This is a genomic window from Allocoprococcus comes (assembly GCF_013300725.1).
Taxonomy (GTDB): domain Bacteria; phylum Bacillota; class Clostridia; order Lachnospirales; family Lachnospiraceae; genus Allocoprococcus; species Allocoprococcus comes_A.
The window spans coordinates 1-4,776 of record NZ_JAAIMM010000051.1; the positions used below are offsets into that span (position 1 = coordinate 1).

The window sequence follows — 4,776 nt, forward strand, 5'->3', positions numbered from 1 at the left end:
GGTATTGTACCAAAGGGAATCGGGGAATAACAGATACGGATGATTACCTACTTACCTTTTCAGCACGCTTTCTTTGCCTGTTTATATATTTGGTCATTTTTCAACCTACATCCAAATTGTATCAGGACAATCTTTCATTTCACTTTCAAAAAACGAGCAGAAATCTTACGGAATTGTAAGATTTCTGCTCACTTAAAATTTAACCAACATATGGTAATTGAATCACAAACGTGCTTCCTTTTTTCTTTTTGCCGGAGATTACCGTGATCATACCTTCGTGTTTTTCGATAATTTCTCTCGATAGAAAAAGTCCGATTCCTGTACCACTCTTTTCCATGACCTTCCTGGAACTTCCTCTGTAAAATCGTTGAAAAATTTTGTGATACTCATTCTGCGGAATACCAATTCCCTGATCCTCAATTTCCATTCTTACAAGATCGTTTCTTTTTTGTAACCGGATAAATATTTTTGAACCATCCGGGCTGTACTTGATTGCATTATCCAGAACGTTGATCACAGCTTCACCAAGCCATCTTTTATCCTGCATAACCATGCATGTTTCCAGCTCTTTTGCATAGTCAAAAACGAATTCAATTTCTTTCTCATCCGCTTTTGGATAAGTACAGTTCACAGCAGATATGACAGTATCCATAAGCGGAAGTTTTTTCTTATTAATCTGAATCAGTCCAGTTTCCATCTTGGATATTTCAAGAAGCGACTGCAATAATGTCTCCAGTCCATCCAGAGCACTCCGACAACGGATACGAAACTCCTCCTGTTCTGTGGCACTTAAGTCATTCTGCATCAGCACACTAAAACATGTATCCAAAGCTGCAACCGGTGTCTTTAACTGGTGAGAGATATCAGAAACCATTTCTTTCGTGCTCTCTTTTTCTTCCCGTGCTTCTTCCTTTAGCAACTGAATATGATGTCCGATTGCTTCAAGCTGGTCATTCAATTTTTCCAGTTCAGCATGATTTTCCGTTTTCAGTAAATCATCAAATTTATTTTCACGGAATCGGATCAGAATTTCTTCTAACTGGTCTAAAATTTTCTGATGACACGCATCTTCTTTTTTCTTCCAATAAAATAAAAAAGTCAAGAGAAGCACGCATATCAAAGTGCTTACAACACCGGTCACCATAACCTGATGCCGGAATTGTGAATAAAATGTATTCCCATTATTTCCCCAGTATCCATATTGCTCCAATAATTGCCTTCCCTGTTCGTTCGTTTCAATATCCTTATCCTTAAGCAATTCCGAAACAACATCCAGCCCGGAAATTTCTTCCTTTGCAGCAATCTCTGTCATAAGATTCATTTTATATTTATAATCTTCATAAAACACATACGTGGTAAAGCAATTTAATATTGCAAACAATACTATGACAGGTAATACCAAGGAGAGCACTACTGTAATCTTCTTGCGATATCTCTTTGTCACTGCCTTACCTCCTGATTCCATATATACCCAAGACCTCTGATATTCTTTATATAGACCGGTGCAGCCGGATTGTCTTCGATTTTCTCACGGAGTCTTCTGATATTGACAGCGATTGTATTTTCATCCACAAAATCCCCTTCCAGATCAAACACATTTTCCAATATTTGTGTTTTTGAAAGAATCTGTTTCGGATTCTGAAGAAAAAAAGTCAGCATTTTCAACTCCGTTTTTGTCAGACTGATTTCACGACTCTTTATCAGGACTTTCATTTCTCCTGCGATAAATACGATATCTCCCGAAATCATCTTTCCGGCTTCCGTTTTCTCCTGTCTGCGGCGGAAATGTGCTTCTATTTTCAAAAGAAGTACCGAAAGACTAAACGGCTTTGTAATATAATCATCTGCCCCTGCTTCATATCCCATGACCTGATCCATCTCCTGATCTAGTGCTGTAAGGCAAATAATGTATGTATTATAATTGCATCTCATCCACCTTACAAATTCCAGTCCATTCCCATCCGGAAGATTCACATCACAAATGGTAACATCCACATTATTATCACTTGCAATTCTTTTCGCTTTTTTCACTGATTCTGCTGAAAAAACCTCATATCCGGATTTTTTCAGTGAGAATGTAATTCCACGATTTAAATTTTCATCATCTTCAACCACGAGTATACCTGGCATAGCATATGCACCTCTCTTTGTTAACTATTTCTCCTCTTCGTTGCCTTAGTCTCTGCCGATGTTATATCCACATCATCAAGTTCAATCGTGACATTAGTGTAATCATCCGGCTTTTGTTTTAGTTTGGACAAAAGAACAACTGTCTCAACTGTATTACCACTTTCCCACAAAATCTAACCTTGACGATACCATCCACAAATATCATTTAGCGAACATGCATCTCTTATTATATTTATTTCAGATGAATAATAACCTGCATCCATTAATGAATCCTAAACTCATCCAAAATAACCGCCGCCTGCTCATAATTTAAATTGATCAATATTTCAAGTATATCTTCATATGCTTCAATAAGTTCTTGATCCTGTTTAATTTTATCACTATATGTAATAAAGGATTTAAGGATAATCAACTGTACTATTGCTTCTTGTTCTCTTATTGATTTTTTAAATTTATTTACCTCAGATTTTGCATTTTGAAAGCTATTTCTAATAGAAATTAATATTTCTGGCAGCAATTCATCCATATGCATTTGGTAAATCGTTCTCAACAGTTCCTTTATGTGATATTTTCCATACTTTGTAAATTGCTTATTCAAAAATTGCTTATCTACGTATGAATAATTTGTTTTGATTTTACTCCAGTCTCCCGTGCAATATCTCGTTACAGAAAGCATAAGAGATTTATATAACTGTATTCGAACATACTCCTCATCAATGTCATTTACTTTTTTCTCAATATATAGTATTTTCTTTTTACATATATTTCTTCTTTTTGAGTCAACATATGAGTCAAAAAATTCACATAAAAAATTGCCAAAGATATCTTGATAGAACTCAATTGTATCTGTTGTAAATTTTGTAAAATCAATCTCTTCAAATAATATATCGATTGCCATTTTTGCATCATCTTGGGTTTGAATCATTTCCCGCTGAAACAGCTCTATGATTTCATGTTCTTGGTAAACATCAAAAATTTCGTGAGCATTATAATTTCTTTTAGTATATTTCCAAATATCAATCACACATAGCAAAATTTCATGAATAACCATTCTAAAAGATTCATTCGTAAAATTTAGGCCGCAATTTGCAACATGGCATATTGTAGATATATCATAGTTACTCATATCAAAAACATCTATCTCTAAAGATTCTTCCTGCAGCAGATACCTATCTATTATCTCCTCTTCGCGACTAGTATAACAATTTCCATCATCATCTTTGATATAACGATCTATTCCTGACAACTTAGGTTGCATATTAGGATTAAATATAAACTCCTTATCTTTCTTACTCACTTTCAAATAATTAGCATTATATTTTTGATGTTCCATCTGATCTTCAGATAATTTAATAATTGTATTAAATACCGCTTGTGCCAAAGTCTCGTGATTAGCTAAATATCTCTTCACGTATTTAGCCATTTCATCAATAACACCATGTTGCCCCTTATACATCAAACAATCCAACACAATTTTCTTTATTTTATTTTTTATCCCAATAGCAACGTCATTTTCCAATTGATTCAATAAAACTGGCATAAGTGCAGTATCTGCCAAAAAGCTTCCATTAAAAAACAATTTCTCTATTCCGTTAATCCATATTGTGCAAAACTTTTCCCTTTTCTCATTTTCTAATTCTTGATGATTTATTGCACTAGCAATTAAAAGTATCAAAAGATTTTCATATTGAAATGCCATATCAGTATCCTTCATCAATTCTAAAATAACTTTAATTGCATCAAGAGTTGATGGCAAGTCAATCTGCCCAGGCACCATATTATCATTACACTTTTTAATCGCCGCATTTAATCTCTGCTTAGGTTTATTGAATTCTTCTTGTCTTAGAACAATTTTTTCTGCTTCCCCTGATATTTGGGGTTCTAACATAATTATATTGTCGGTTATCTTGGTTGCTTTTGCACCACGCATATCCATTTTTTGAATCTGTAAATAGTCCTGTGCATTTTCTGCATCATTTTTTATAATTGAATATAAATAATCAAGAATTCCATAGCATTTATCCTGAACCATTGAATCAAAATATATCTGTGTATGAGATACATATTCTTGTATACTCAAATCACATTTTTTATCCAACTCATATCTATCTTTAAGCTCAGGTATCCCCATGGTCTTAAGAATTTGCCTTTCGAGCAACTCTTTTGTCGGATTTTTTTTGTACAACATATATCTTGTGGTATCCCAATGAACAAGTTCTATGCTTGTAGCCAAATCCAAAGCATAACCCGGTAATTCGTTTTCAAAGTGCATTCCTATACTCTCAATGATTGTAAGCAATACTATATTATTTGATTTTGAATAAATAGTTTCTTTGACATAATTTGCAAATGCAACAGTGAATTCATGATCCTTTTTACAAATCTCCAAACTGCTTATTATAGCCTCTTTAAGACAAAAAATAACATCTCCTATTAAGGTAGGTACATTGTGATCTCTAATCCCTGCAAGCCACATGTTTCCATTTCCCCAATATTCCTTTATTGCATTACTCTCACTAATTTTTACTTTGATTTTTATTACATATTCAGGATTATTAGTTGCATATTCTAATATTACCCTATTTATAAATGTAAGTAGGTAATCATCCGTATCTGTTATTCCCCGATTCCCTTTGGTACAATACC

Annotated in this window: 3 protein-coding genes; all 3 read right to left on the minus strand. The window is 33.8% G+C overall.

Going from position 1 to position 4,776, the window contains the following annotated elements:
• Positions 1–199: 199 nt before the first annotated feature.
• Positions 200–1,465: a sensor histidine kinase gene (locus G4407_RS15730; protein ID WP_173689631.1), complete on the minus strand. Its 1,266-nt coding sequence runs from the start codon at positions 1,463–1,465 to the stop codon at positions 200–202.
• Complete coding sequence (locus G4407_RS15735) at positions 1,441–2,130, minus strand: response regulator transcription factor (RefSeq protein WP_008120506.1); 690 nt, start codon at positions 2,128–2,130, stop codon at positions 1,441–1,443. Before G4407_RS15735 ends, G4407_RS15730 begins: the two co-directional genes overlap by 25 nt.
• Positions 2,131–2,392: 262 nt before the next feature.
• Positions 2,393–4,776, minus strand: a 2,384-nt coding sequence (locus G4407_RS15740) for a hypothetical protein (protein ID WP_173689632.1), incomplete at its 5' end; no start/stop codon positions are given.

What these genes read in the sequence shown, in the direction of transcription:
- G4407_RS15730 (WP_173689631.1), bottom strand. Translation starts at nt 1,465, where the DNA reads ATGGAATCAGGAGGTAAGGCAGTGACAAAGAGATATCGCAAGAAGATT.
- G4407_RS15735 (WP_008120506.1), bottom strand. Translation starts at nt 2,130, where the DNA reads ATGCCAGGTATACTCGTGGTTGAAGATGATGAAAATTTAAATCGTGGA.